At 72.3% G+C, this 26,137-nt stretch carries 27 protein-coding genes; 10 read left to right on the top strand and 17 right to left on the bottom strand.

Annotated features, from left to right (window positions below):
- Positions 1–122 precede the first annotated feature (122 nt).
- Positions 123–431 (bottom strand): hypothetical protein, encoded by a 309-nt coding sequence (locus F8R89_RS16755; protein WP_055624817.1) that lies wholly within the window; start codon positions 429–431, stop codon positions 123–125.
- Positions 432–756: 325 nt separating this feature from the next.
- The gene (locus F8R89_RS16750; protein ID WP_192806147.1) at positions 757–1,233 is read right to left on the bottom strand and encodes a MarR family winged helix-turn-helix transcriptional regulator; all 477 of its coding nucleotides are present in this window, start codon (positions 1,231–1,233) and stop codon (positions 757–759) included.
- A 217-nt stretch (positions 1,234–1,450) separates the two neighbouring features.
- Here F8R89_RS16750 and F8R89_RS16745 point away from each other — a divergent pair, with 217 nt between their 5' ends.
- Positions 1,451–2,410 carry an alpha/beta hydrolase gene (locus tag F8R89_RS16745; protein ID WP_151784746.1) on the top strand — a complete coding sequence of 320 codons (960 nt, stop codon included), beginning with the start codon at positions 1,451–1,453 and terminating at the stop codon, positions 2,408–2,410.
- Between the two features lie 10 nt (positions 2,411–2,420).
- Here the strand turns inward: F8R89_RS16745 and F8R89_RS16740 are convergent, their stop codons facing one another.
- Entirely contained in the window at positions 2,421–2,783 is a 363-nt protein-coding gene (locus tag F8R89_RS16740; RefSeq protein ID WP_151784745.1) for a DUF1330 domain-containing protein, read from the bottom strand.
- Positions 2,784–2,977: 194 nt separating this feature from the next.
- Here F8R89_RS16740 and F8R89_RS16735 point away from each other — a divergent pair, with 194 nt between their 5' ends.
- Both F8R89_RS16735 and F8R89_RS16730 read left to right on the top strand, forming a co-directional pair.
- Complete coding sequence (locus F8R89_RS16735; protein WP_192806146.1) at positions 2,978–3,985, top strand: NlpC/P60 family protein; 1,008 nt, start codon at positions 2,978–2,980, stop codon at positions 3,983–3,985.
- Between the two features lie 196 nt (positions 3,986–4,181).
- Complete coding sequence (locus F8R89_RS16730) at positions 4,182–4,892, top strand: phosphatase PAP2 family protein (RefSeq protein ID WP_151784743.1); 711 nt, start codon at positions 4,182–4,184, stop codon at positions 4,890–4,892.
- Between the two features lie 30 nt (positions 4,893–4,922).
- Here F8R89_RS16730 and F8R89_RS16725 read toward each other — a convergent pair whose 3' ends face one another.
- Both F8R89_RS16725 and F8R89_RS16720 read right to left on the bottom strand, forming a co-directional pair.
- Positions 4,923–6,512 (bottom strand): FAD-binding oxidoreductase, encoded by a 1,590-nt coding sequence (locus tag F8R89_RS16725; RefSeq protein WP_151784742.1) that lies wholly within the window; start codon positions 6,510–6,512, stop codon positions 4,923–4,925.
- Between the two features lie 201 nt (positions 6,513–6,713).
- Entirely contained in the window at positions 6,714–6,896 is a 183-nt protein-coding gene (locus F8R89_RS16720) for a hypothetical protein (protein ID WP_151784741.1), read from the bottom strand.
- A gap of 95 nt (positions 6,897–6,991) precedes the next feature.
- On the opposite strand from F8R89_RS16720, the gene F8R89_RS16715 reads away from it, so the two are divergent.
- Both F8R89_RS16715 and F8R89_RS36210 read left to right on the top strand, forming a co-directional pair.
- Complete coding sequence (locus F8R89_RS16715) at positions 6,992–7,831, top strand: hypothetical protein (RefSeq protein WP_151784740.1); 840 nt, start codon at positions 6,992–6,994, stop codon at positions 7,829–7,831.
- Between the two features lie 71 nt (positions 7,832–7,902).
- Complete coding sequence (locus F8R89_RS36210) at positions 7,903–8,079, top strand: hypothetical protein (protein WP_192806145.1); 177 nt, start codon at positions 7,903–7,905, stop codon at positions 8,077–8,079.
- A gap of 12 nt (positions 8,080–8,091) precedes the next feature.
- Here the strand turns inward: F8R89_RS36210 and F8R89_RS16710 are convergent, their stop codons facing one another.
- The gene (locus tag F8R89_RS16710) at positions 8,092–8,472 is read right to left on the bottom strand and encodes a metal-sensitive transcriptional regulator (protein ID WP_151784739.1); all 381 of its coding nucleotides are present in this window, start codon (positions 8,470–8,472) and stop codon (positions 8,092–8,094) included.
- A 235-nt stretch (positions 8,473–8,707) separates the two neighbouring features.
- Here F8R89_RS16710 and F8R89_RS16705 point away from each other — a divergent pair, with 235 nt between their 5' ends.
- Together F8R89_RS16705 and F8R89_RS16700 are read left to right on the top strand one after the other, a co-directional pair.
- Positions 8,708–9,328, top strand: coding sequence for a DUF47 domain-containing protein (locus F8R89_RS16705; protein ID WP_055624809.1), 621 nt, complete (start codon positions 8,708–8,710; stop codon positions 9,326–9,328).
- A 7-nt stretch (positions 9,329–9,335) separates the two neighbouring features.
- Positions 9,336–10,334, top strand: a complete 999-nt coding sequence (locus F8R89_RS16700; protein WP_151784738.1) for an inorganic phosphate transporter — start codon at positions 9,336–9,338, stop codon at positions 10,332–10,334.
- A 125-nt stretch (positions 10,335–10,459) separates the two neighbouring features.
- Here the strand turns inward: F8R89_RS16700 and pstB are convergent, their stop codons facing one another.
- The 10 genes from pstB to F8R89_RS16650 all read right to left on the bottom strand — a co-directional run bounded on the left by pstB (position 10,460) and on the right by F8R89_RS16650 (position 21,049).
- Positions 10,460–11,236, bottom strand: a complete 777-nt coding sequence (gene pstB, locus F8R89_RS16695) for a phosphate ABC transporter ATP-binding protein PstB (RefSeq protein WP_151784737.1) — start codon at positions 11,234–11,236, stop codon at positions 10,460–10,462.
- A 54-nt stretch (positions 11,237–11,290) separates the two neighbouring features.
- On the bottom strand, positions 11,291–12,358 hold the full coding sequence (gene pstA, locus F8R89_RS16690; RefSeq protein WP_151784736.1) for a phosphate ABC transporter permease PstA: 1,068 nt from the start codon (positions 12,356–12,358) through the stop codon (positions 11,291–11,293).
- Positions 12,355–13,359, bottom strand: a complete 1,005-nt coding sequence (gene pstC, locus F8R89_RS16685) for a phosphate ABC transporter permease subunit PstC (RefSeq protein ID WP_151784735.1) — start codon at positions 13,357–13,359, stop codon at positions 12,355–12,357. Before pstC ends, pstA begins: the two co-directional genes overlap by 4 nt.
- A 130-nt stretch (positions 13,360–13,489) precedes the next feature.
- Entirely contained in the window at positions 13,490–14,623 is a 1,134-nt protein-coding gene (gene pstS / locus F8R89_RS16680; RefSeq protein ID WP_192806144.1) for a phosphate ABC transporter substrate-binding protein PstS, read from the bottom strand.
- A 199-nt stretch (positions 14,624–14,822) separates the two neighbouring features.
- Entirely contained in the window at positions 14,823–15,245 is a 423-nt protein-coding gene (locus F8R89_RS16675) for an NUDIX hydrolase (protein ID WP_151784733.1), read from the bottom strand.
- Between the two features lie 28 nt (positions 15,246–15,273).
- Positions 15,274–16,293: a CHAD domain-containing protein gene (locus tag F8R89_RS16670; protein ID WP_151784732.1), complete on the bottom strand. Its 1,020-nt coding sequence runs from the start codon at positions 16,291–16,293 to the stop codon at positions 15,274–15,276.
- Positions 16,274–18,508, bottom strand: a complete 2,235-nt coding sequence (locus F8R89_RS16665; protein ID WP_225994411.1) for an RNA degradosome polyphosphate kinase — start codon at positions 18,506–18,508, stop codon at positions 16,274–16,276. The genes F8R89_RS16670 and F8R89_RS16665 overlap by 20 nt, the downstream gene beginning before the upstream one ends.
- A 278-nt stretch (positions 18,509–18,786) precedes the next feature.
- Complete coding sequence (locus F8R89_RS16660; RefSeq protein ID WP_151784731.1) at positions 18,787–19,782, bottom strand: ABC transporter permease; 996 nt, start codon at positions 19,780–19,782, stop codon at positions 18,787–18,789.
- Complete coding sequence (locus F8R89_RS16655; protein WP_151784730.1) at positions 19,779–20,666, bottom strand: ABC transporter ATP-binding protein; 888 nt, start codon at positions 20,664–20,666, stop codon at positions 19,779–19,781. The genes F8R89_RS16660 and F8R89_RS16655 overlap by 4 nt, the downstream gene beginning before the upstream one ends.
- A complete protein-coding gene (locus F8R89_RS16650) occupies positions 20,663–21,049 on the bottom strand; it encodes a GntR family transcriptional regulator (protein ID WP_151784729.1) in 387 nt (128 codons plus the stop codon). The genes F8R89_RS16655 and F8R89_RS16650 overlap by 4 nt, the downstream gene beginning before the upstream one ends.
- 109 nt (positions 21,050–21,158) lie before the next feature.
- Here F8R89_RS16650 and F8R89_RS16645 point away from each other — a divergent pair, with 109 nt between their 5' ends.
- Complete coding sequence (locus F8R89_RS16645) at positions 21,159–21,830, top strand: hypothetical protein (RefSeq protein WP_151784728.1); 672 nt, start codon at positions 21,159–21,161, stop codon at positions 21,828–21,830.
- Positions 21,831–21,837: 7 nt separating this feature from the next.
- Here F8R89_RS16645 and mshD read toward each other — a convergent pair whose 3' ends face one another.
- Positions 21,838–22,764: a mycothiol synthase gene (gene mshD, locus F8R89_RS16640; protein WP_151784727.1), complete on the bottom strand. Its 927-nt coding sequence runs from the start codon at positions 22,762–22,764 to the stop codon at positions 21,838–21,840.
- Positions 22,765–22,909: 145 nt separating this feature from the next.
- Between mshD and F8R89_RS16635 the strand changes: the two genes are divergently transcribed.
- Together F8R89_RS16635 and F8R89_RS16630 are read left to right on the top strand one after the other, a co-directional pair.
- A complete protein-coding gene (locus tag F8R89_RS16635) occupies positions 22,910–24,730 on the top strand; it encodes a bifunctional metallophosphatase/5'-nucleotidase (protein WP_151784726.1) in 1,821 nt (606 codons plus the stop codon).
- Positions 24,731–25,037: 307 nt separating this feature from the next.
- Positions 25,038–26,129 (top strand): type VII secretion integral membrane protein EccD, encoded by a 1,092-nt coding sequence (locus F8R89_RS16630; protein WP_151784725.1) that lies wholly within the window; start codon positions 25,038–25,040, stop codon positions 26,127–26,129.
- Positions 26,130–26,137 lie beyond the last annotated feature (8 nt).

Genomic DNA, 26,137 nt, shown 5'->3' with positions numbered 1-26,137 from the left:
GTTCCCGCGCGGGCGCGGTGTGGTGACTGGACATCAGGGAGACGCAACCTCAGCCGGTGGGCACGACGGGTGGGTAGGGGACAACGAGCCGGGCGTGCCCGGGAGGACGCAGGGGTGAGGCGCTAGACGGCCATGCCGTACACGATGGTGAAGAGCGTGCCGAGGGAGCCGATGATGAAGACGCCCGTCAGGCCGGCGACGATCAGGCCCTTGCCCTGCTCGGCGCTGAACGTGTCCCGCAGGGCCGTGGCGCCGATGCGCTGTTTGGCCGCCCCCCAGATGGCGATGCCGAGGCAGATCAGGATGGCGACCGCCATGACGACCTGGATCATCGTCTTGGCTTCGTTCCCCAGTGCTCCGAACGGACCCCAGTCCGGGGCGATCCCGCCGATGATGGTGTTGATGTCGCCCTTGTCGGCCGCAAAGAACATGTAAGTCACCGCCCCTGTTGGGTAGTTCCACGGTCCCCCCGCAGTGCGCAGAGGTCAGGTCTCATTCTCGCCGACAATGCCGCTTCCGTATGTCGACTTGGCGTCATTGATGGGCGGGATTCGTACGAATAGCTCGTATGGTCACTCTGTGTATCACGCCAGGTTACGCCGGGCAACGAGGCCTGAGCGGAACCTGGGGTGCGGTTCTGTCGTTAGCCCCTCTTCGTGCCGGCGCCGCTTCTGGCGGACGTCCGGGTGAGAGGTCGTGCCCGTGTTCTGCGGGTGAAGGCTATCCCGCGTGGGTGAACGCGCGCGTGACAGGGCGTCAGGCTCCGCGGTCCTCGCCGACGTTCGCCGTGATGAGCCGCAGGAGCTGCTTGGCCAGGGCGTCCTGTTCGGCCGTCAGGCCCATGGCGTCGCCGATCGCGAGCGGGACGGCGGCCGCGCGCTCGCGGAGGCCGGCGCCGGCGTCGGTGAGCCGGATGGCGACCGACCGCTCGTCGTCGGGGCGGCGCTCGCGGCGCAGCAGCCCGGCCGCCTCGAGGCGCTTGAGCAGGGGTGACAGGGTGCTGGACTCCAGCTGGAGGGCCGTGCCGAGGTCGCGTACGGAGATCGAGTCCTGCTCCCAGAGGACCAGCATCACCAGGTACTGCGGGTAGGTCAGGCCCAGTTCGTCGAGAAGTGGCCGGTATCGCGCGGTCACGGCGCGGGAGGCGGCGTACAGGGCGAAGCAGAGCTGGTCGTCCAGGAGCAGGGAGCCGGGGCCGCGCGCGGGCGGTTCGGGTGGCGGGGTCGCGCTCATCGGGGCTCCTGGTGCGGCGGTTGCATCCTGTGTGGTCCTGCGTCGCCCAAGTGTATCGGGTGCCATCTCATCGCGACCTAAGGAGTCGTGCACTAGGGCTTCGTGTGCGAATGAGTTGCGCACGACTTAATCGAGCGCTACGTTTACGTCGTGCCGCCGACCCCGGCGAACCGGCCGGGCGGTCCTGCCCGCGGCACCCCGATCCGAGGAGATCGCCATGACCGAGTCCCACCGCCCCGTTCTCGAGCCCGCCGCCCAGGCGTTCGTCGAGGCGACCGCGCAGCCGCCGTACCTCTTCGATCTCGGGCCGGAGGGCGGGCGCAACGCCGTCGACGAGGTGCAGTCGGGCGAGGTGGCCGCGCCGGCCGTCGACGAGGAGTGGCTGACCGTGCCCGGTGGCCCGACCGGTGAGGTCCGGGTCCGGATCGTCCGTCCGGCGGGCGTCTCCGGGACGCTGCCGGTCATCGTCTACATCCACGGCGCCGGCTGGGTCTTCGGCAACGCCCGCACCCACGACCGCCTCGTACGGGAACTGGCCGTGGGCGCCGGTGCCGCGGTCGTCTTCCCCGAGTACGACCTCTCGCCCGAGGCCCGCTATCCCGTGGCCGTCGAGCAGAACCACGCCGTGGCGCGCTGGGTCGCCGCCGAGGGCGCCGGGCACGGCCTGGACGCGCGCCGGATCGCCGTCGCCGGTGACTCGGTCGGCGGCAACATGGCCGCCGCGCTGACCCTCATGGCCAAGCAGCGCGGAGACGTCCCGCTGGTGGCGCAGGTGCTCTTCTACCCGGTCACCGACGCCTCGTTCGACACCGGCTCCTACCGGCAGTTCGCCGAGGGCTACTTCCTGCGCCGCGACGCCATGCAGTGGTTCTGGGACCAGTACACGACCGACGCTGCCGAGCGCGCGCAGATCACCGCCTCGCCGCTGCGCGCCACCGTCGAGCAGCTCACCGGCCTGCCGCCGGCCCTCGTCGTCACCGCCGAGGCCGACGTGCTGCGCGACGAGGGCGAGGCGTACGCGAACAAGCTGCGCGAGGCCGGCGTCCCGGTGACCGCCGTCCGCTACCAGGGCGCCATCCACGACTTCGTGATGCTGAACGCCCTGCGCGGCACCCGGGCCGCCGACGGGGCGATCAAGCAGGCGATCGGCGTGCTGCGGGACGCCTTCGCGGCGTGACCGCGGTGCCTCAGGCGGACGTGCCGTCCGGGGCGGGCAGGGAGTCCCGTACGGCCTGCGCGGTGGCGGTGGGGTCGTAGCCCTCGGGGACCCCGTCGACCAGGACGATGTCGCCCGCGATGTGACGGGTGCGCAGCGGGGCGATCTCCTGGTAGGCGGGAGAGTTCCACCAGGCGCGGGCCTCGGCGAGGCCGGGGAAGGCGATCATCACGACGGCGCCGGGCCACTCGCCCTCGACCGTCTCGTGCGGGGTGCCGTGCACGAGGAAGCGGCCACCGTACGGCGTGAAGGTCGCGGTGATGCGCTCGATGTACTCGGCGACCTCCGGGTGCGGGGTGATGTCGCGGAGGTGGGCTATGGCGTACGCGGGCATGGGGTCCTCCCGGTCGGAGCGGGACGTGAGGGGCCGGGTCGCGAGCGGCCCGTGACGCGATCGTGGCACGCCGGCCACGCCGGGATCGATTACCCGCCGGGTCATGCCCGGACGGCGGCTGGGCCGGTTGCCGGAGCCCGGGCGGGGGAAGCTCCTACACTGGCGCGGGCGGACTCCCGGCGGGTGAGGGGCGATTGACGGTGCGTAAGGCTTGGATCGTGGCGGGTTCCGCCGTCGCGGCGGGGCTGAGCTTCGTGCTGGTGCTCGTCATCGGGGTGTACCTCGTCGCCGGGAACCTGGCGGGCGGCCTGAGCGGCGGCGCCCGGAACCTGGCCAAGGGCGCCGTGCCGGCCGCGTACCAGGCGCTCGTGGAGAAGTGGGGCAACCTGTGCCCCGCCATCAACCCGGCCCTGCTCGCCGCCCAGCTGTACCAGGAGAGCGGCTTCAACCCGCGGGCGCAGAGCGCGGCGGCGGCCCAGGGCATCGCGCAGTTCATCCCGGGCACCTGGGCCACCCACGGCATCGACGGCGACGGCGACGGCGACCGTGACGTGTGGGACCCGGCGGACGCCATCCCGTCGGCCGCGTCGTACGACTGCACGCTCGCCAAGTACGTGAAGGACGTGCCCGGCGACCTGAAGCGCAACATGCTCGCCTCCTACAACGCCGGGGCGTACGCGGTCATCAAGTACGGGGGCGTGCCGCCGTACAAGGAGACCCGGAACTACGTGAAGACGATCACGACGCTGGAGGAGAGCTTCGCGGCGCCGGTCTCGCGGCTCGACCCGAGCAGGCAGGCCGCCGGGGCCATCGCGTACGCGCAGAAGAAGCTGGGCACGCTCTACCTCTGGGGCGGCGACGGCACCGCCGAGGACGGCGGGCGCTTCGACTGCTCGGGGCTGACCAAGGCCGCCTACGAGAGCGTCGGCGTCACGCTGCCCCGCGTGGCCAACGACCAGTGGAACGCGGGACCGCATCCGGCCAGGAACGAACTGCTGCCCGGGGACCTGGTGTTCTTCTCGGACGACCTCGGGAACTCACGGGCCATCCGGCATGTCGGTATTTATGTGGGCGGCGGATACATGATCGACGCCCCGAGAACGGGTGCTGTGATCCGGTTCGACCCGATCGACACGCCCGACTACTTCGGGGCCACCCGGGTGACGGAGGATGGCGCGAAAGCGCTGCCCACGACGGTGTAGACGGAGCGTTAACCCTCCCCCTGAGCTGCGATGACGGGTCTCTCTTCGATAACGTCTGCGTGATCATTCAGTGGAGTGTGGAACGTATCGACGGGGACCGTGCGTTCCTGGTGACGTAGCCGGATCTACAACCACGGGGGTGGGCGGAGCGGCGTACGCAGGATGCGCCGAGAGACGATGAAGGGGCCGCGGCAACATGGCTGGACTCGCAGAATCCGGGTCGAACCCCGACGTCGAGCTGCTGTACGACATCAACGGCCTGGCCAAGGACGCGCCGCACTGGTTCGACCGGGTCATGGAGTTCGTCGGTGAGTACGGCGTGCTGCTCGGCCTGGTGTTCGCCGTGCTGTGGTGCTGGTGGACCGTACGGCGGCGCGGCGCGGAGGACGCGGCCTCGTCCGTGGCCGCGCTCGTGTGGGCGCCGCTGGCCGCAGGTATCGCCGTCCTCGTCAACGTGCCGATAAGGGGCTTCGTGGAACGCCCCCGGCCCTTCAACGACCATCAGGGGCTCGAGGTCCTGGTCAGCGGCAAGACCGACTACTCCTTCGTCAGCGACCACGCCACCATCGCGATGGCCCTCGGCGTCGCCCTGTTCGTCGCCAACCGGAAGTTCGGGCTCATCGGCATCGGCCTCGCGCTGCTCGAAGGCTTCTGCCGGGTCTACATGGGCGTGCACTACCCGACCGACGTCGTCGGCGGGTTCGCGCTCGGCACGGCCGTCGCGCTGCTCCTGTCCCCGCCGGCCATGGCCCTGCTGACGCCCCTCATGTCCGCCATCGAGCGGTCCCCGCGCGGCGGTTGGCTGATCCGCGCGCGCGGGCGGTCCGGGGCCGACGGCAGCGGTGCGCTGCTGCGCGGCGGCCGCAAGGACGGCCCCGGGGCCGAGGAGCGCGACCTCGCCGCCTGAGAGGCGCCAGGGCGTGTCGCGGAACGCGCCCTACAGCGACTGCGGGGAGGAGAAGAAGTTCTCCGGGTCGTACCGCCTCTTCAGCTTCGTCAGCCGGGTCGCCGCGTCCCCGTAGTACGCCGAGCGCCAGTCCTTCAGGGACGGGTCGGTGTAGTTCTGGTACGCGGCCCCGGAGGCGTACGGCCGCATCGCGTCGTGCGCGGCCGTCAGCCAGGACTGGACGGCGGTTCCCGAGGTGCCCGCCCGCCACGAGCCGATGTACTGGGCCAGCATGCGTGAGCGGCGGTGGACGAACGCCGTCGCCGTGGGGGAGACCCGGTTCACGGCCCCGCCCAGGGCCGTCAGGGCGATGCTGCCCGAACCGCCGCGCACCGACTCCAGCTGACGGATCAGCGTCCGCACGCCGGCCTCCGACAGGGAGCGGTCGAAGAAGTCCGACTTCGCCGCGTACGTCTCCCGGTTCAGCGCGCCCTGCGGGGTGCGGCCCGGGGTGGAGCCGGGGAGGTGGCACTGCGCGTCGGTGAACGACGCGCAGCCGGCGTACAGCTCCATCGACTCCTCGTAGGAGCGGCGCCTGAGGCTGACGCTGCGGGCGGGGCCCGGACCGCCGGGGCCGTCGGCGAGGCGGTCGACGGCGTTCTGGAGTTCGCGGTAGGTGCCCAGGGAGAAGGCCGACACGGAGACGGTGGGGGTGGCGCCGGCACCGCTGAGGTGCAGCGCCGACCAGATCTCGTCCGGCTGGGACGGGCCCCACTCCTGCCACGCCTCGATCACGGCGGCGGCCTTCGACCAGGGCCAGCTCATGTACGCCGTCACCGACTGCGGGGCGGGGTGGGTTTTGAAATGCAGTTCCGTCACGACGCCGAAGTTGCCGTTGCCGGCGCCGCGCAGGGCCCAGAAGAGGTCCTTGTTCGTGGAGGCGTCGGCGGTGAGCTGCTTGCCGTCGGCGGTGACGAGGACGGCGCGGGTGAGGCTGTCGCAGGTCAGGCCGTAGGCGCGGGAGGTGACGCCGTGGCCGCCGCCGAGGGTGAGGCCGGAGACGCCGACGGTCGGGCAGGAGCCGGCGGGTATGGTCACGCCCTTCGCCGCGAGCGTGCGGTAGACGTCGATGAGCTTGGAGCCGGCGCCGACGACCGCGGTGCCGCCGGAGACCCGGATGCGGTCGAGCCGGGAGACGTCGACGATCAGGCGGCCGTCGCCGGAGGACCAGCCGGCGTAGCTGTGGCCGCCGTTGCGGATGGCGACCTTCAGGTGGTGGGCGCGGGCGTAGGCGAGGGTGGTGCGGATGTCGTCGGCGTGGGCGACGTAGGCGACGGCGCTGGGCTTCAGGGTGTCGAAGCGGGTGTTGTAGAGCTGGTGGGCCGTGGGCCAGGAGGCGTCGCCGGGGCGGATGAGGTCGCCGTCGAGGGTGTGGGCGAGGGCGGACCAGGTGGTGGGGGTGGGGGTCCTCTTCGAGGAGGGGTGGGTGGTGCCCTTGTCCGTGCCGGAGTTGTTGGTGCGGCCCTTGTCCGTGCCGCCCTTGTTCGTGCTGTTCTTGTCCGTGCCGGCCTCGCAGGCGGTGGTCGTCAGCGCGGCGAGGGCTGCCGCGGTGCCGCCGCCGAGGAAGGTGCGCCGTTCCATGTCGCCTCCTGGGGTCACGTGGAACGAGACGGGGTGGCGCGGTGTGGGGTTCCATGGGGTGCGGCTCGGGGCCGGAGGAGTTCGCCCCCGCCGCCCCTGCCCGTCCCGTCCCCGGGGGCTGCCGCCCCCGGACCCCCGCTTCGGCCCTGGACGGGCCTCGTCCTCAAGCGCCGGACGGGCTGATCATGGCGGGCTTCGTCGTCATGTGCCGGACGGGCTGGGGGTGACGGAGGGCTGGGATCCGCCTCGGGTGTGGTTCTCCGCGTCCGTGCGCGCCTGGCTTCGGGCTCGGCGGGCCGGGCCTCGCCAGCCGCAGGTGCAGTGGGCCGTGCAGAAGGGGCCCTTCTCCACCGTCGTCGTCCGGTGCTCGTCCTGGTCTGGCATCGCCCCCACGGTACCCAGGCGTGACGGGGGCCCGCACCGTTCGTTAACCGGTACGACAAGGAGCCCGTGACAGACGTACCGGGGGTAGGCAGGCGATGGCCCAGAGGCAGCAGCACAGGCGCATGCGGGGAGCCGGCGTCGCGGTGGGGCTCCTGGGTCTCTGCCTCGCCGGCAGCGGATGCGCGCAGAGCGGGGCCGCCGCCGAGGACGCCCGCGGGGGCGATCCGGTCGACGTGGTGCGCGCGGCCGCCGACGCGCTGGTGGACGCCCGCAGCTCCCGGGCGCGTACCTGGATGGAGATGGCCACCGGCGGCACCCGGGTCACCATCCGGGGCGAGGGCGTGTACGACTTCGGGCGGCAGCTCGGGCGGCTGAAGGTGCGGCTGCCGCAGGACCCGGCGGGGACGGCCGGGCAGCAGCCGATCACCGAGCTGCTGGCGCCCGGCGCGCTGTTCATGAAAAACCGCGGTGCCGGGGTGCCCGCCGACAAATGGGTGCGGGTCGAGACCCGGTCCCTGACGGACGGCAATCTCGTCACGGGGGGTGCCACCGATCCGTTCGCCGCCGCCGAGGTGCTGCGGGGGGCGCGCACCGCCAGGTATGTGGGGCGGGCGGAGGTCTCAGGTACCCGGGTGCGGCACTATCGCGGGACCGCCGATCTGGGTGCCGCCGCCCGGAAGGCGTCCGACGGGAACGCCCGTGCGCTCGCGGCGGCGGCGAAAGGGTTCGCCACCGACCAGGTGCCGTTCGACGTCTACCTGGACGACGACGGGCTGGTCCGGAAGGTCAGGCACCGCTTCAGCTTCGTCAACGGGCAGCACCGCGACGCCGTCGACGTGACGTCCACCACCGCGCTGTACGACTTCGGGGCTCCCGCCCGCGTGCGGCTGCCCGACGACGACGACATCTACGCGGGGCAGATCGCCGAGAACTAGCCCGTCCGTGCCATGCGCGGTCCGTAGGCCGCTCCCTACTCTAGGAAGTCGGTGACGGCAGAGAAGAGGTGATGCGCGTGGCTCCGGTCGGCGGTACGGCGGTGCAGGACCACGTGGCCCTCGCCGAGATCGAGCTGTGCGGAGAGCTGATCATCGCGGCGTCGGCCGCCCGTGAGGAGCGGCTCAGCCTGGAGAGCATCGACCAGGTGCTGCGGGTCGCGGAGGAGCGGGACGGACGGGCCCGCTGACCGGGCGGGCGCTCAGGTCCGCAGCAGGCGGCCGATGGCCTTCGTGGCCTCCTCCACCTTCGCGTCGATCTCCGCACCGCCCTTGAGGGCCGCGTCGGCGACGCAGTGGCGGAGGTGCTCCTCCAGCAGTTGCAGGGCGAAGGACTGGAGCGCCTTCGTCGACGCGGAGACCTGCGTGAGTATGTCGATGCAGTAGACGTCCTCGTCGACCATGCGCTGCAGACCGCGGATCTGGCCCTCGATCCGGCGCAGGCGCTTGAGGTGTTCCGTCTTCTGGTGGTGGTAACCGTGGACGCCGCGGTCGTGATCCGTCACGATGTCCGCGCCGGGCGGCGTCTCCAGGGCGTCGTCGGCGGCGGAGGGCGCACCCGCGCCGGCCTCTGTGGTCGTCATCGCGTCCTCCCGACGTAAACCGCTTCTATACCCCTACCGGGTATATCGTACCGAACTTTGCCCGGGTAGGGGCGTGATGGCCGCCACCCGTGGGCCCGCCCACCGGGGCTTACGGGCGGCCCCCGTGCCGACCACTGTGCCTGATGGGCGACACTGGGAGGCGGCCCATTAGCCGTGGCCGGATGATGCGCCTAGCATCAGCCTGACCGAAACCGATGCATCCTGAGGACCACACGTGCGATTTCGTCTGACCCCCCGGGAGACGAGCTTCTACGACATGTTCGCCGCATCCGCGGACAACATCGTCACGGGCTCGAAGCTCCTGATGGAACTGCTCGGGGCGGACACCGCCGGCCGGGCCGAGATCGCCGAACGGATGCGGGCCGCGGAACACGCGGGTGACGACGCGACGCACGCGATCTTCCACCAGCTGAACTCCTCGTTCATCACGCCGTTCGACCGCGAGGACATCTACTCCCTCGCGTCGTCCCTCGACGACATCATGGACTTCATGGAGGAGGCCGTCGACCTGGTCGTCCTCTACAACGTCGAGGAACTGCCCAAGGGTGTCGACCAGCAGATCGAGGTCCTGGCGCGGGCGGCCGAGCTGACGGCCGAGGCGATGCCGAACCTGCGCACGATGGACAACCTGACCGAGTACTGGATCGAGGTCAACCGCCTCGAGAACCAGGCCGACCAGATACACCGCAAGCTGCTCGCCCACCTCTTCAACGGCAAGTACGACGCGATCGAGGTGCTGAAGCTCAAGCAGATCGTGGACGTGCTGGAAGAGGCGGCGGACGCCTTCGAGCACGTGGCGAACACGGTGGAGACCATCGCCGTCAAGGAGTCCTGACCCCTCCATGGACACCTTCGCCCTGGTCGTGACCATCCTGGTCGCGCTCTTCTTCACGTACACCAACGGCTTCCACGACTCGGCGAACGCGATCGCCACCTCCGTGTCGACGCGTGCGCTGACCCCGCGGGCCGCGCTGGCCATGGCCGCCGTGATGAACCTCGCCGGTGCCTTTCTCGGCTCCGGCGTCGCCAAGACGGTCAGCGAGGGGCTGATCGAGACGCCCGAGGGCTCGACGGGGATGGGCATCCTCTTCGCCGCCCTGGTCGGCGCGATCGTCTGGAACCTGATCACCTGGTACTTCGGTCTGCCGTCGTCCTCCTCGCACGCCCTGTTCGGCGGCATGGTGGGCGCTGCGCTCGCCGGTGGGACGAAGGTGTACTGGGACGGCGTCGTCGACAAGGTCGTCATCCCGATGTTCGTGTCACCGGTCATCGGTCTCGTCGTCGGCTATCTGGTGATGACGGCGATCCTGTGGATGTTCCGGCGGGCCAACCCGCACAAGGCCAAGCGGGGCTTCCGTATCGCGCAGACGGTGTCGGCGGCCGGCATGGCGCTCGGGCACGGCCTCCAGGACGCGCAGAAGACGATGGGCATCGTCGTGATGGCCCTGGTCATCGCCGACGTCGAGGACTACGGCGACCCGATCCCGGTGTGGGTCAAGATCGCCTGTGCGCTGATGCTGTCGCTGGGCACCTACGCGGGCGGCTGGCGCATCATGCGCACCCTGGGCCGGAAGATCATCGAGCTGGACCCGCCGCAGGGCTTCGCGGCCGAGACCACCGGCGCCTCGATCATGTTCGGCTCGGCGTTCATCTTCCACGCGCCGATCTCCACCACCCATGTGATCACCTCCGCGATCATGGGCGTGGGCGCCACCAAGCGTGTGAACGCCGTGCGCTGGGGCGTGGCCAAGAACATCGTCCTGGGCTGGTTCATCACGATGCCCGCGGCGGCCGTCGTCGCGGCCCTGTCGTACTGGATCGTGGACCTCGCGTTCCTGTGAGGCCCGCGTCCCTGTGACGCGTACGAGGAAGGGCCCGCCCCCGGCTCCTGGGGGCGGGCCCTGCCCGTGCCTCGCGATGGCACCGCCAGGCAGCACCGCGAGGGGTCCGGCGGGCGGCGGCCCGGTCAGCCGAAGCGGCCCGAGATGTAGTCCTCGGTGGCCTGGACCGACGGGTTGGAGAAGATCCGCTCGGTGTCGTCGAGCTCGATCAGCCGGCCGGGCCTGCCGACGGCCGCCAGGTTGAAGAATGCCGTGCGGTCGGAGACCCGTGCCGCCTGCTGCATGTTGTGGGTCACGATGACGATCGTGAACCGTTCCTTCAGCTCGCCGATCAGGTCCTCGATGGCGAGGGTGGAGATCGGGTCGAGGGCGGAGCAGGGCTCGTCCATCAGCAGGACGTCCGGCTCGACCGCGATGGCGCGGGCGATGCACAGGCGCTGCTGCTGGCCGCCGGAGAGGCCCGAGCCCGGCTTGGCCAGCCGGTCCTTGACCTCGTTCCACAGGTTCGCGCCCCGCAGGGACTTCTCCACGATGTCGTCCAGCTCGGACTTCTTGTACGAGCCGTTGAGCTTCAGGCCGGCCGCCACGTTGTCGTACACCGACATGGTGGGGAACGGGTTGGGGCGCTGGAAGACCATGCCGACCTCGCGGCGCACGGCCACCGGGTCGATGCCGGGGCCGTACAGGTCCTCGTCGTCCAGGAGGACCTTGCCCTCGACGCGGCCGCCCGGGGTGACCTCGTGCATCCGGTTGAGGGTGCGCAGGAAGGTGGACTTGCCGCAGCCGGACGGGCCGATGAAGGCGGTCACGGAGCGGGGCTCGACGGTCATCGAGATGTCCTCGACGGCGAGGAAGGAGCCGTAGTAGGCGTTGAGGCCGCTGACGTCGATGCGCTTGGCCATGTCGATCACTGCTTCTTTCGGGTCCGGGTCGCTGACTGGTGTCACGGGGTCGCGTCAGCGACCGGCCTGGGGGGCCTTCCAGCGGGCGATGCCGCGGGCCACCAGGTTGAGGATCATGATGAACGCGATGAGCACCAGGGCCGCCGCCCAGGCGCGGTCGTAGGCGGCGCCCGAGCCGCCGCTGTTCGCGTACTGGAGGTAGATGTAGACGGGCAGGGAGGCCTGCGGGTCCTGGAAGGGATTGGGGTTGATGAAGTTCGTCACCCAGACCAGGAGCAGCAGCGGGGCCGTCTCGCCGGTGATGCGGGCGACGGCGAGCATCACGCCCGTGGTGATCCCGCCGACGGAGGTCGGCAGCACCACCTTGAGGATGGTCCGCCACTTCGGCACGCCCAGCGCGAGGGACGCCTCGCGCAGCTCGTTCGGGACGAGCTTGAGCATCTCCTCGGTGGAGCGGACGACGACCGGCAGCATCAGGATGGCGAGCGCCATGGAGCCGGCGAAGCCGGAGTAGCCCATGCCGAGGACGACGATCCACAGGCTGAGGACGAACAGTCCGGCGACGATCGACGGGATGCCCGTCATGACGTCGACGAAGAACGTGATCGCCTTGGCGAGCCTGCCCCGCCCGTACTCGACCAGGTAGATCGCGGTGAGCACGCCGAGGGGCACGGCGATGGCGGTGGCGATGCCGACCTGCTCCAGGGTGCCGAGGAGGGCGTGGTAGATGCCGCCGCCGGTCTCGGTGTCGGCGACCACTCCCATCGAGTGGGTGAGGAAGTGCCCGTCGAGGACCTTCGTCCCGCGCCGGACCGTCTCGTACACGAGGGAGGCCAGCGGGACGACGGCGAGCAGGAACGCGACCCAGATCAGGCTGGTGGCGACGCGGTCCTTGGCCTGCCGGCGCCCTTCGACCCGCGCCGAGATCCCGTACGAGCCGGCGACGAACAGCAGGGCGGCGATCAGCGCCCACTGGACACTGCTCTCCAGTCCGGCGGCCGCGCTGACGGCGAGGCCGAGGGCGACGGACCCGGCGGCGACCGCCCAGGAGAACCACTTCGGCAGGGTGGCGCCCTTGAGGCTGCCCGGGCGCCGGGCGGCGGAGAGGGACGTGTGGCTCATGCGGAGGCCCCCGAGAACTCCTTGCGCCGCTCGATGATGACGCGGGCGGTGCCGTTGACCAGCAGGGTGATGACGAACAGGACCAGACCGGAGGCGATCAGCGCGTCCCGGCCGTCCGTGGTGGCCTCGTTGAACTTGCTCGCGATGTTCTGGGCGAAGGTGCCGCCGCCCGGGTCGAGCAGGCTGGCCTGGATGTCGAAGGTCGGCGACAGGACCATCGCGACGGCCATCGTCTCGCCGAGCGCCCGGCCGAGGCCCAGCATCGAGGCGGAGATGACACCGGAGCGCCCGTAGGGCAGGACGGCCATGCGGACGACCTCCCAGCGGGTGGCGCCGAGCGCGAGGGCGGCCTCCTCGTGGGTGCGCGGGACCTGCCGGAAGATCTCCCGGCTCACGTTGGTGATGATCGGCAGGATCATGATGGCGAGCAGGATGCCGACGGTGAACAGCGCGCGCGGGGCGCCGCCGTTCCACTCGAACACGCCGGTCCAGCCCAGGTAGGCGTCCAGCCAGGCGTACAGGCCGCCGAGGTGCGGCACCAGGACGAGGGCGCCCCACAGGCCGTAGACGATGGACGGGACGGCGGCGAGCAGGTCGATCACGTACGCGATGGGGCCGCGGAGGCGGCGCGGGGCGTAGTGCGTGAGGAACAGCGCGATCCCGACGGAGACCGGCACGGCGATCGCCAGCGCGATGACCGACGACACGACCGTGCCGAAGGCGAGCACCGCGATGCCGAAGGCGGGCGGGTCGCCGGTGGGGTTCCACTCGAACGTGGTGAAGAAGTTGGCCTCGTCCTTCCCGATCGCGCTCGCGGCCCGAAGGCTCAGGAAGACCGCGATGGCGGCCATGAGCAGCAGCAGGAAGACGCCGGAGCCGCGGGAGAGGGCGAGGAAGATCCGGTCGCCGGGGCGGGTGGCGCCGCGGGCGCTGCCGCCGGGCCGTGCCGGGGCGGGGAGGGGGGTGGGCGGAGCTGTGTCGTTCTTGACTGATATGTCCATGGGGGTCTCCGGTCTGCGGAGCCGCCGCGCGGGGCGGCTCACGGCGGAGCGCGCCCGGCGGCGGGGCGCTCCTGGCGGCGGTGCACCGGATGGGCGGCCGGACCCCGGTGGGGGCCCGGCCGCGGCTGGGTCAGCTCAGGCTCGCGACCGTGGAGCGGACCTTGGTGATGATCTCGGCCGGGACCGGGGCGTAGCCGGCGCCGGCCAGCTGGCCCTGGCCGTCCTCGGACGCGATGTAGGAGAGGAAGGACTTCACCGCGGGCAGGGACTCCGCCTTGTTGCCCTTGTCGCAGGCGATCTCGTACGTCACGAGGGTGATCGGGTAGGCGCCCTCGGCGGACGGCGTGTAGTTCAGCTCCAGCGCCAGGTCCTTGCCGGTGCCGACGACCTTGGCCTCGGAGATGGACTTGGTGGCGTTCTCGGTGGTCGCCTCGACCGGCTGGGCGGCACCCGTCTTGATCTTGACGGACTTCATGCCGTCCTTGACGTAGGACAGCTCCATGTAGGAGATCGCGCCCGAGGTCTGGCTCACCTGCTGCGCCACACCGGAGGAACCGGACGCGGACTGGCCGCCCTTGGCCTCCCAGGACTTGCCGTGCTCGTACTTCCAGTCGTCGGGCGCGGCGGCGGACAGGTACTTGGTGAAGTTGTCCGTGGTGCCGGACTCGTCCGAGCGGTGGAACGCCTGGATCTTCAGGTCGGGCAGCTTCGCGTCGGGGTTGAGCTCCGCGATGGCCTTGTCGTTCCAGTTGGTGATCTTGCTGTCGAAGATCTTGGCGAGGGTGGGCGCGTCCAGGACGAGGCTGTCGACGCCGGGCACGTTGTAGCCGACGCCGATCGGGCCGACGACCATCGGCAGGTCGATGGCCTGGCCGCCGTCGGCGCAGGCGGTCTTCTTCGACTCGGCGATCTCCTCCGCGTCCAGGGCGGAGTCGGAGCCCGCGAACGCGGTCTGGCCCTGGAGGAAGGCGGTGACGCCGGCACCGGAGCCGGTCGGGTTGTAGTTGAGCTGGACGCCCTTGCAGGCCGTCGTGTACTGCCGGACCCACGCGTCGATCGCGTTCTTCTGCGCGGACGAGCCGGACGCCTGGATCTGGCCCTTGGCGTCACCGCAGTCGATGGCGCCGGCCTTGGCGGTCGCCGCCGAGTCGCCGCCGCCCGCGTTGCCGGTGTCGTCGGAGCCGCACGCCGTGAGGGCCAGGGCGCCGGAGACGGCGAGAGCGCCGAGTGCGAGAGCCCGCCGGGTCTTGCGCTGAAGCTTCACTGTGAGGGATTTCCTTCCGGGAGCCGCCGTCCTGAATTCGGCGGCGTGCGAAGAGTGGTGCGATGAGGACACGTCCCCCGGGGCGCGGTCTCTCATCGTGCACGGCCGAAATTAGACAGAACAGGTGAAGCCACCGAAGGGCGAGCGTGAACGGGGGGTGAACCCCTGAGGACGGGGCGGTGCCGCCCGCGCCCCGCCTCTACTCCCGGTGCAGCGAGGCCAGAAGCGCGTCGACGAGCATGCGGTCCCTCGGCTGGGTCAGCCGCTCCCGGGCGCGCTCCGGGGGCAGCCACAGCACCTGGTCGACCTCGGAGTTCGGCGTGAAGGTGCCGGGACCCGCCTCGGCGGCCCAGTAGCGCACCTCCTTGGGGCGGCCGTCCACGAGATAGCGGACCGTGGGCAGTTCCGCACCCGGCCGGGCCGTGTGCCCGGTCTCCTCGGCGACCTCGCGCAGCGCGCCCGCGAGGGGGTCCTCGCCGCGCTTCAGCTTGCCCTTGGGGTGCGACCAGTCGTCGTACCGGGGCCGGTGGACCAGGCAGATCTCCAGGCCGTCCCCGTCCGGCGAGCGGCGCCACAGAACGCAGCCCGCGGCATGCACCGTACGGTCGTCCGCGTCTGTCACCGGCGCTCCTCCTCGGGACGGGCGTGGGTCAGGGCGTGCCCACGGTCTGCTTCCGCCAGGACCGCTGGAACGCGTACCGGGCCGCCTCCACCTCGTGCCGCTGGTCGGCGTGCAGCACACCGAGGGCGTAGGCGGTCGCGGGCGCGATCCGGGGGGTGCGGGCCGCGCGGGCGGCGGCGGCCGCCGCCTCGGAGGCGTCCCGGTGCCGGTCCAGGGCCTGCCCGGCCGCCGTCAGCCGTACGTCCGTGAGGTCGTCGCCGTGCAGGACCTCGCGGGCGTAGCGGTGCAGGCGCAGCAGCAGCCGGACCTGGTGCCAGGGCGCGTCCTGCGGATGCGGGGACGGGTCCGGGGACAGGCCGTGGACCAGCGCCTCCGCGTTGTACGGGTGCCCGGCCCGCACCAGCGGCAGCGCCGTCACCGCGGCGGCGAGCCGCTCCTCGGCGGCGGCCGCGAGGGGACGCAGGTCGGTGCCGGCCGCCGCCGGGGCCAGGGGGACCTGGCTGGCCAGCAGGGCGACGGTGTCGGCCACCGCGTGGAAGCGGCTGCCGCCGAGGGTCTGGAGAGTGGTGGAGTGGGCGCGGGTCCGGGCCAGGGTGAGCTGCCGTTCGAGCAGGGCGCCCGCCTTGGCCGCGCCCAGGGCGAGCCTGCCGCGCTCGGTGGTGGCGGACCCGGCCGGGCCCGGTGCCTGCGCCGGGAGGACCGGGGCGCCCGACAGCCGGTGCAGGGCCAGCAGCAGACGCTCCAGCCGGGCCGCGTACGCCTGCTCCAGGGCCAGGGTGCCCGACAGCCAGGCCAGCTCCGGCCGGACGGACTCCGCCCAGCCGGCGTCCAGCAGCGGGCGGAACGTGTGCAGGCTGCCGCTGATCCGGCGGGCCGAGCGCCGCAGCGCCCGGACCGCGTCGTCGGACTCCGCGCCCGTGCCGCCCTCCCGGTGCAGCCGCAGCGCGCGGAGGAACTCCGTGGCCCGGGCGCGCAGATGGTCCGCGAGGGCGTCCCCGGTCACCGCGCCGGCCGCGGGGTCCGCCGGATCAGGGGGTCGCTGTGCCACGCCGGCGCCTCCGGGCGTCTATGAGCATCTCCTGCACGTTGCGCAGGGGCTGGCCCTCCGCGTCCGTCGCGTGCCGGGTCCACTCGCCGTCCGGGCCGAGGTGCCAGGACGCGGTGCTGTCGGACATCCCGGTCTCCAGGAGCCGGTTCAGGGCCGCGCGGTGGGCCGGGTCGGTGACCCTGACCAGGGCTTCGATACGGCGGTCCAGGTTGCGGTGCATCATGTCGGCGCTGCCGATCCACACCTCGGGCTCCCCGCCGTTGCCGAAGGCGAAGACCCGGGAGTGCTCCAGGAAGCGGCCGAGGACCGAGCGGACGCGGACGTTCTCCGACAGGCCCGTCACGCCCGGGCGGACCGCGCAGATGCCGCGCACCCAGATGTCCACGGGCACACCCGCCTGGGACGCGGCGTAGCAGGCGTCGATCAGGGCCTCGTCGACGATCGAGTTGACCTTGATGCGGACGTAGGCGGGACGTCCGGCGCGGTGGTGCTGGACCTCCTTGTTGATCCGGGCGATCAGGCCGTCCCGCAGCGACTTGGGGGCGACCAGCAGACGCCGGTAGGTCTCGCGGCGCGAGTAGCCGGACAGCCGGTTGAACAGGTCGGACAGGTCAGCGCCGACCTGCGGGTCGGCGGTGAGCAGGCCCAGGTCCTCGTAGAGGCGGGCCGTCTTCGGGTGGTAGTTGCCGGTGCCGACGTGGCTGTAGCGCCGCAGCGTCTCGCCCTCCTGGCGGACCACCAGCGACAGCTTGCAGTGCGTCTTCAGGCCGACCAGGCCGTAGACGACGTGGCAGCCGGCCTCCTCCAGCTTGCGCGCCCACTTGATGTTGGCGTGCTCGTCGAAGCGCGCCTTGATCTCGACCAGCACCAGGACCTGCTTGCCGGCCTCGGCCGCGTCGATGAGCGCGTTGACGATGGGGGAGTCGCCGGAGGTCCGGTACAGGGTCTGCTTGATCGCGAGGACGTCCGGGTCGTCGGCCGCCTGCTCCAGGAACGCCTGCACGGACGTGGAGAAGGAGTCGTACGGGTGGTGCAGCAGGACGTCCCGGCTGCGCAGCGCGGCGAAGATGTCCGGCGCGGACGCCGACTCGACCTCGGCGAGGTCGCGGTGGGTGCCGGCGATGAACTTCGGGTACTTCAGCTCGGGCCGGTCGATGGAGGCGATCCGGAAGAGGCCGGTGAGGTCCAGGGGGCCGGTGAGCGGGTACACCTCGGCCTCGCTGATCTTCAGCTCGCGCACCAGCAGGTCCAGGACCTCCTGGTTGATGTTCTCCTCGACCTCCAGGCGCACCGGCGGGCCGAAGCGGCGCCGCATGAGCTCCTTCTCCAGGGCCTGCAGCAGGTTCTCCGCGTCGTCCTCCTCGACCTCCAGGTCCTCGTTGCGGGTGACCCGGAACGCGTGGTGCTCCAGCACCTCCATGCCCGGGAACAGCTCCTCCAGATGCGCGGCGATGACGTCCTCCAGCGGGACGTACCGGCCGGGCGAGGCCTCCAGGAAGCGGGAGAGCAGCGGGGGCACCTTGACGCGGGCGAAGTGCGGGGTGCCGGTGACGGGGTTGCGGACCCGGACGGCCAGGTTCAGGGAGAGCCCGGAGATGTACGGGAAGGGGTGTGCCGGGTCGACCGCCAGCGGGGTCAGCACCGGGAAGATCTGGTGCCGGAACAGGGTGAAGAGGCGGGCCTGCTCCTTCTCCGTCAGCTCGTTCCAGCGGACCAGGTGGATGCCCTCCTCCGCGAGGGCGGGGGCCACGTCCTCGTGGTAGCAGGCGGCGTGCCGGGCCATGAGCTCGCGCGAGCGGGCCCAGATCATCTCCAGCACCTCGCGCGGCTGGAGCCCGGACGCGGAGCGGGTGGCCACGCCGGTGGCTATGCGGCGCTTCAGGCCGGCCACCCGGACCATGAAGAACTCGTCCAGGTTGCTGGCGAAGATGGCCAGGAAGTTGGCCCGCTCCAGCAGCGGGGTGGCCGGGTCCTCGGCGAGTTCGAGGACCCGCTCGTTGAACGCCAGCCAGCTGCGCTCCCGGTCGAGGAAGCGGCCCTGGGGGAGCTGGACGCCCTCCACCTCGTCGACGTCGTAGGCGTCGAGATCGGCGTCGATGTCGGGTTCCAGATCGGAGACGACCGCCGAGGTGACGGTGTGCGGGCGGTGCGCCGCGATGGAGCCCACGGAGGGCTGCGCGGGCTGGACCTGTGCGGCGTTCGAGGACTGGCTCATACGCCCATTCTTCCGCGCATCGAGGCGTACAGGCGCGTCGGAACGGGCGGGTGGGAGCGGCGCCGGGAGGCGTCGCACGTTCCCGTCGCCCGCGCGCGCGTGCGGAGGCGGCGTGGGCTCTGGCACGGCCGGGGTCATGGGCCGAGCGTCCCAAGGGTGTCTTAACCCCCGGTTACCGGGACATGGCGTGTGGTGAAGCGGGACGCGGCCCGCGCGCGTCCGCACGTCCCTCCCCCCGTGGAGAGGCGTGCGGCCGCGCGCGAGGCGGCCCGCTCCCGTCATACGGCTCGCGCGGTGCGGCGGTTCAGCAGCCGGAAGGAGACCAGGACCGCGAGGGCCGCCAGGGCCAGGACGATGCCCGTCTCGACCAGCTGCAGGGGCCAGAAGTGCGAGGCCGGGTGGAAGTCGCGGTAGTAGCCGACGATGTCGTGCTCGGCCAGGCAGCGGGTGTCGTCCACGCAGATCGGGTCGCTGACGCGGGCCCCGCTGGACGTGAGGGCGCCGTCGTCGACGACCATGCCGGGCCACTCCGGGTACTCCGTGCCGGTCAGTGTCTTCACCGGCCACAGGTACGGGCGCAGATCGCCGAGGACGATCGTCAGGGCGCCGAGGGCGAGGACCGCCGTGCCGAGCGCGGGCACGGCGCGGCGCAGGAGCAGGCCCGCGAGGGCGCCGACGGCCAGGCCCAGCAGGGCGTAGGCGGCGGCGAGGGTGCCGTTGGCCTCGTAGGCCGGGCTCCGGTACCAGTCCGACGCGCCGATGGTCTCGCGCAGCGCGCTGTCGGAGCCGAACACCAGGCGGTGCAGCAGGGTGAGGACGAGCATGCCGGCCACCAGCAGTCCGGCCGGGACGGCGAGCTTGGCGGCGAGCCAGCGGGCCGGGGAGACCGACTGCGTCCAGGCCAGCCGGGCCGTGCCGGTCTCCAGCTCCCGCCCGATGAGCGCGGCGCCGGCCCAGGCGGCGGTGAGGAAGGGGACGATCCCGATGAGGCCGCCGGCCAGCGCCGTGGCGCTGTGGTAGAGCCCCGCGGCGTCGCCCGCCATGTCGCAGCCCAGGAGCGGCCGGCCGCGCAGGCAGCCCCGGGACCGGTACTCGGCCCAGGCGGCGTCCGCGCCGGGGCCGTACGCCCACAGCAGGACGCCGGCGCCGACGATCACCAGCATCACCCAGAACCACAGCGCCGAGCGGTGCACCCGCAGCGTCGCCCAGAGCAGGCCGCGGGGTCCCCGGCGCCGGTCGGCGGCGGCCGTGGTCTCGAGGGTCACGGCGGTCATACGGCGGCCTCCTGAGCGTCGTCGAGGTGCAGGGCGGGCGCCTGCGGGGCACGGAGATGGGCGAGGACCAGCTCCTCCAGGGTGGGGGCGGTGTCCTGCCACGCGGGGTCGAGCGGGCCTTCGGGCCGGATGAGGGCGGTGAGCCCGCGGCCGGTGGTGCGTGTCTCGACCACGGTGTGCGGGTCGAGGGAGGCGTCGGCGCGGGCGGTGACCAGGCGGTGCGCGGCCAGGACGTCGTCCAGCGGTCCGGCCAGGCGCACCCGTCCGGCGCCGAGCAGCAGGAGGTGGTCGCAGGAGCCCTCCAGCTCGGCGACGACGTGCGAGGACATCACGACCGTGGTGCCGTGCTCGGCCGCGTCCGCCATGAGCGTCCCGGTCAGCTGGTGCCGGGCGAGCGGGTCGAGGTCGGCCATCGGCTCGTCCAGGAGCAGCAGCTCGGGCCGCTTGCCGAGGGCGAGGGCGAGCGCCACGCGGGTGCGCTGGCCGCCGGACAGGGTGCGGATCTTCGCGTACGGGTCGAGTTCGCCCTCGGCGACGACCCGCTCGGCGACCTGCTCGTCCCAGCGGCCGGTGTTCAGCTCACGGCCCCAGCGCAGGGTCTCGGCGACGGTCAGCTGGGGGTAGAGGGGCTTGTCCTGGGCGACGTACCCGACCCGGGCGCGGACCTCGGCGGGGGAGCCGCCGAGGACGGTGAGCGTGCCGGCGGTGGGCCGGGTCAGCCCGGCGGCCAGGGACAGCAGGGTCGACTTGCCGGCGCCGTTCGGGCCGACGACGGCGCACACGCCGCCCGCCGGGACGCGGAACGAGCAGCCGTCCAGCGCGGGCTTGCCGCGCCGCCCGAACCGCATGCCCAGTCCGGCCGCCGCGATGGCGGTCTCGGTCATGACGGGTCCCCCTTGAAGTGTGTGTCCAGTACGGAAGTGAACAGCGCGTCCACGTCGTCGCGGTCCAGCCCGGCCGCACGGGCCCGGACGGCCCAGGCGTCCAGCTCTGCGCGCAGCGGCGAGTCCGCCGGCGCGGTGTTCAGCCCCCGCCGCACGAAGGTGCCGAGCCCCCGCCGCGCCTCGACCAGTCCCTCGCGCTCCAGTTCGCGGTACGCCTTGAGGACGGTGTTCGGGTTGATGGCGGTGGCCTCGACGACCTCCCGGGCGGTGGGCAGCTTGTCCCCGGGCTCCAACAGCCCGAGCCGCAACGCCTGTTTGGTCTGCTGCACGATCTGCACGTAGGTGGCGACGCCGGAGCGCCGGTCGATGCGGTACTCGATCATCGCGTTCCACCACCCTTTCACTAATTGAGTAGTGAAAGGGTGGTGCAAGGGGGGTCGTGGTGTCAAGCCGGACCGGTACGGTGACGGGACTCGACGACAGGGGGGGCACGTGGACCGGTCCGCCGCGCGTGTGGTCGCCGTCGACGTGGGCTCCGTACGCACCGGCTCCTTCGCCTGGGCGGCCGTCGACACGCCGGGAAACGGGCTCGCCGCGCACGGCGAAGATCCGGCGGGCGCGGTGCAGGCGCTCACCGCCGCCCTGACGGGCGGGGTGAGCGCGGTGCTGGCGCTGGAGGCGCCGATGTCCGTGCCCGTGCCCGACGACTGGCGGCTGCTGGGGAAGGGCCGTGCCGGGGAGGGGAACCGGGCCTGGTCGGCGAGCGCGGGGGCCGGGGCGCTGGCGACCGGGCTGGCGCAGGGGGCGTGGCTGCTGGCGGAACTCGCCCGCGCGCTGCCCGGACTCGCGGCCACCACTCAGGTACGGCGCTGGCGCGGCACGGCGGACGGCGGGGCGGCCCCGCTGCTGCTCGTGGAGGCGTTCGTGTCGGGACAGGGCAAGCCGGTCCCGACCGAGCTGGGCCCGCACGCCGCCGACGCCGAGGCGGCCGCCCGCGCCGTGGCCCTGCGGCTGGCCGCCGAGGGTGGCGGCACCGACGTGGCGTGCGCGCCGCAGCGCGCGTTCAGCCTGCTCGCCGCGCAGGCGGGGTGGGCCGGGCTGTCCCTCGCCGGTGACGAGCACGCGCTCGACGTGCTCGTCGTACGGGCCCGGCCCGGCGGGTGAGGGGGGCTCAGGTCTCCGTGCGGTACATCAGGTCCGTCTCGTACGTCGTGAAGCCGAGACGTTCGTAGACCGACACCGCCGCCTTGTTGTCCGCGTCGACGTACAGCATCGCCGTCGGCATCCCCTGCGCCGCCAGGTGCCGCAGCCCGACCGTCGTCAGCGCCTTGCCGAGGCCGCCGCCCTGGGCGCCCGGGCGCACCCCGACGACGTACACCTCGCCGAGCCGCTCCTCCGCGTGGACCTTCGTCCAGTGGAAGCCGGCGAGTTCGCCGTCGCGTTCGGCCAGGAAGAAGCCCGCCGGGTCGAACCACGGCTCGGCCTTGCGGTCGTCGAGGTCCCGCTGGGTGAGCGAGCCCTGCTCGGGATGGTGGGCGAACGCCGCCGCGTTCACCGCCAGCCAGGCCGCGTCGTCCTGCCCCGGCACGAACGTACGGATCGTCACGCCCTCCGGGAGCACCGGCTCGGGCAGCTCGACCCCGGTCAACGGCATCCGCATCTGGCGCAGTTCACGGAACAGGGTCAGCCCCAGCACCTGGGCGAGATGCCGGGCGGCGGAGTGCCCGCCGTGCGCCCACACCCGCAGCCGCTTGCCGGAGGCCGCCAGAAGGGCCGTACCGAGGGCGCGCCCATGGCCGTGACCCCGGTGCGAGGGGTGCACGACCAACTCGGCGGCCGGGGCCTCCACCGGGTCGGTGTCCTCCAGCTGGGCGTACCCGACGAGTTCGCCGTCCGCGGTCAGCAGCAGATGCGAGACGCCCTCGCGGCCCCCGTGGCGCAATTGCAGCCGTCCCTGTTCGGACACCGCCTGCTGACCGTCGACCCGGGCGGCGTCCGCGAGCAGTTCGAGGACGGCCTCGGTCTGCTCCGGGGACAGGACGGAGTAGGTCTCGACGGAACGGGACGGGACGGATCGGGCGATGTCGTCGCTGGTCATGCGTACGAGGGTAAAGGGCGCCCCGGGCAAAGTCGCGGCACAGAAGCAACCAAGGTGTAACCCGGAACCCCCTGTCGCGCTACGCGCGTTGACTTTAGGCTGCCGCCCGACGGGCCCATGCCACTCACGACCCACAGGGGGGCGGATGTCAGCCACATCCCACCAGCAGCACCGCAGACGCCGTACATACGCACTGGTCGCGACGGCCGCCGGGCTCGCCACCGTCGGCGCGCTCGCCGCGGCGCTCCCCGCGACCGCCTCGCCGGGCGCCGGCAAGGGCGGCCACGGGCACGGTCACGGCCACCACCCCGGCCGCTACCAGGACGTGCAGCTGCTGTCCTTCAACGACCTGCACGGCAACCTGGAGCCGCCGTCCGGCTCCTCCGGCCGGGTCACCGAGATCCAGGCCGACGGCACCACGAAGACCATCGACGCGGGCGGCGTGGAGTACCTGGCCACGCATCTGCGTCAGGCGCGCGCCGGCAAGCAGTTCTCCGTCACCGCGGCCGGCGGCGACATGGTCGGCGCCTCCCCGCTGGTCTCGGGCCTGTTCCACGACGAGCCCACCATCGAGGCGCTGAACAAGCTCAAGCTCGACGTCACGTCCGTCGGCAACCACGAGTTCGACGAGGGCTCCAAGGAACTGTCCCGCCTGCAGAACGGCGGCTGCCACCCCACCGACGGCTGCTACACGGACAAGAAGTTCAAGGGCGCCGACTTCCCGTACCTCGCCGCGAACGTCCTGAACGAGAAGAGCGGCAAGCCGATCCTCAAGCCCTACTGGGTGTGGAAGAAGAAGGACGTCAAGATCGGCTTCATCGGGGTGACCCTGGAGGACACCCCGGGCGTCGTCTCCGCCGAGGGCGTCAAGGGCCTCAAGTTCAAGGACGAGGTCGAGACGATCAACAAGTACGCCAAGGAGCTGCAGCGCCAGGGCGTGAAGTCGATCGTGGCCCTCATCCACGAGGGCGGCTTCCCGGCCTCCTCCTCGTACAACTACGACTGCGACTCCGGGAGCGCCGGCTCCGGCATCTCCGGCCCGATCGTGGACATCGCCAAGAACGTGTCGCCGTCGGTGGACGCGCTGGTCACCGGCCACACGCACAACGCGTACGTGTGCACGATCCCCGACCCGTCGGGCAAGCCCCGCATGGTCACCTCGGCCTCGTCCTTCGGCCGCCTCTACACCGACACCACGCTGACGTACGACCGCCACACCGGCGACATCGCGCGTACGTCCGTGAAGTCCGCGAACCACGTGGTCAGCCGGGACGTCACCAAGGCCCCCGACATGACCGCGCTGATCTCCAAGTGGAACACCCTCGCGGCCCCCATCGGCAACCGCCCGATCGGCTACATCTCCGGCGACATCGTCAAGGACGGCACCGAGTCCCCGCTCGGTGACCTGATCGCCGACGCCCAGCTCGCGTACGGCAAGGAGCTGGACCCGGCGACGGACCTGGCGCTGATGAACCCCGGCGGCATCCGGGCGCCCCTGACCTACGCGGCCTCGGGCGCCGAGGGCGACGGCGTGGTCACCTACGCCGAGGGCTTCACGGTGCAGCCGTTCTCCAACACGGTGAACCTGCAGACCCTCACCGGCGCCCAGCTCGTCCAGGTGCTCAAGGAGCAGGTCAGCGGCTCCAACGAGGCCGCGCCGAAGATCCTGCAGATCTCCGCGGGCCTCACCTACACACTGGACCTGACCAAGTCGGGCGCGGACCGTGTGGTGACGGACTCGATCAAGCTGAACGGCGCCGCGATCGACCCGGCCGCCACCTACCGCGTCGCGATGAACAACTTCCTCGCGGGCGGCGGCGACGGCTTCACCACGCTGGGCCAGGGCACGGACCCGCTCGTCGGCACGGACGACCTGACGGTGCTGCAGAAGTACCTGACGGACAACTCCACGCCGTCGAGCCCGATCGCGCCCCCGGCGGCCGACCGCATCACCGTCGTCCAGTAGCCAGCACATCGTCACCGCGCCGGGGGAGAGGCGTGAACCAGATCGCGAACCCCCGGTGGCGGTGGCGGTGGCGGTCGCGGGTGGGGGAGCGCGCGTGGTCGGTCGAACCGATGCGCTCCCCCCGCCCCATGACGGCGCATCACCCTCCGGCATCCGTCCGCCCGGAGGGCACGGGCCCGGACCTGGGCCCGGGTCGACGGCCCGGAACACCCCAGGTCACGGGCGCCGGGCGGACCTTTCACGGACCGGCCCGGTTCCCTCACTCCCTCTCCATCCGGCCGCGTGGGCCGGTGGTAGGTTCGGGCGCGTGACAACCACGGGGTCCGCGCGCACGCCGGCGCCGGAGGTCCTTCCCCGCGGCCCCGCCGGGCACGACGCCATCGACGCGTCCGCCGACGACCTCGGGACGCGGGCCTGGCGATGGCGGCCCGCCACACGACGCGCCGCCGGCGCCACCGCCGCCGTGCTCTGGGCGTCGGCCGCCGCCGTCCTCGCCCTCCACCGCCTCGACCCGGCCACCGTCGGCGCCGCCCTGCTCGTCGTCGCCCCGGCCGCCGCCGGGGCCGGTGTCCTCGCCGGGCGGGCCCGGCGCTCCACGACCGCCGTCACCCTGCTCGCGCTGGCCGCCGCCCTGGCCGTCGTCGGCGTGTGGGCCTCGGCCGGCGCCCACGGCTGGCCGGGTCCGCTGCGCGCCGCCGGTCTCGCCGGAGCCGTGGCGGCCGCGCTCGCCCTCGCCGGCTGGTGCACCCCCCTCGGGCGTCCCGCGCTGACCGGCGCCGCCGCCGTCCTCGGCTGTCTCGTGCTGGGCGAGGCGGCCGTCCTGTTCCAGGGCGGCGCGGACACAGCCGTACGGCAGAGCCGGGCCGCCGCCCTCCCGGCGGTGGCCGCCGGACTCGCCCTCGGCGTGCTCCCGCGGCTCGCCCTGACGGCGTCCGGCCTCACCGCCCTCGACGACCGGCGCTCCGCGGGTGTCTCCGTCAGCCGGCACGACGCCGGCACCGCCCTCGCCGTCACCCACCGCGCGCTCGCCCCGGCGACCGTGGTGCTCGCCCTGGCCGCCGCCGTCTCGGGCGTGTTCCTGCTGCGCACCGCCACGGCGGGGACGGTCACGCTCGCCGTCCTGCTGGCCGTCGTCCTCGTGCTGCGCGCCCGCGCGTTCCCCCTCACCGTCGAGGCCGGGGCGCTGCTGCTGGCCGCCGCCGTCGTCGTGGTGCGGCTCGCCGCCCTGTGGGGGGAGCCCGGGATCGTCGTCCTCGCCCTGCTCGCGGTGCTGCAGTTGACCGTGCACCCGTCGGAGACGCCGCGCGCACGGCTGCGCCGGGCCGCCGACCTCCTGGAGCCGTGGGCCGTGCTCGCCCTGGTCCCGGCGGCGGTCGTGGTGTCCGGCGGCTTCGCGTAGGGCAGGGT

This window comes from Streptomyces sp. SS1-1 (assembly GCF_008973465.1).
In the GTDB taxonomy this organism is placed as follows: Bacteria; Actinomycetota; Actinomycetes; order Streptomycetales; family Streptomycetaceae; genus Streptomyces.
Note: the sequence above shows the minus strand (reverse complement) of the source record. Positions and strands in the feature narration are given on the sequence as shown.